The organism is Citrobacter sp. W9 (genome assembly GCF_026719375.1).
Taxonomy (GTDB): Bacteria; Pseudomonadota; Gammaproteobacteria; order Enterobacterales; family Enterobacteriaceae; genus Citrobacter; species Citrobacter werkmanii.
Genome location: NZ_JAPPTE010000095.1, coordinates 1 through 255, shown reverse-complemented (window position 1 = coordinate 255; position 255 = coordinate 1). Strand labels below are relative to the sequence as shown.

Annotated in this window: 1 rRNA gene; it reads right to left on the bottom strand. The window is 54.5% G+C overall.

Annotated features, from left to right (window positions below):
- Positions 1-255 (bottom strand): 23S ribosomal RNA (locus OOJ59_RS28030); the annotation flags it as partial.

Sequence of the window (255 nt, the reverse complement as noted above, 5' to 3'; positions counted from 1 at the left end):
CGCCTTTCCCTCACGGTACTGGTTCACTATCGGTCAGTCAGGAGTATTTAGCCTTGGAGGATGGTCCCCCCATATTCAGACAGGATACCACGTGTCCCGCCCTACTCTTCGAGTTCACAACAGGTGCGTTTTTGTGTACGGGACTATCACCCTGTACCGTCGGACTTTCCAGACCGTTCCACTAACACACATGCTGATTCAGACTCTGGGCTGCTCCCCGTTCGCTCGCCGCTACTGGGGGAATCTCGGTTGATT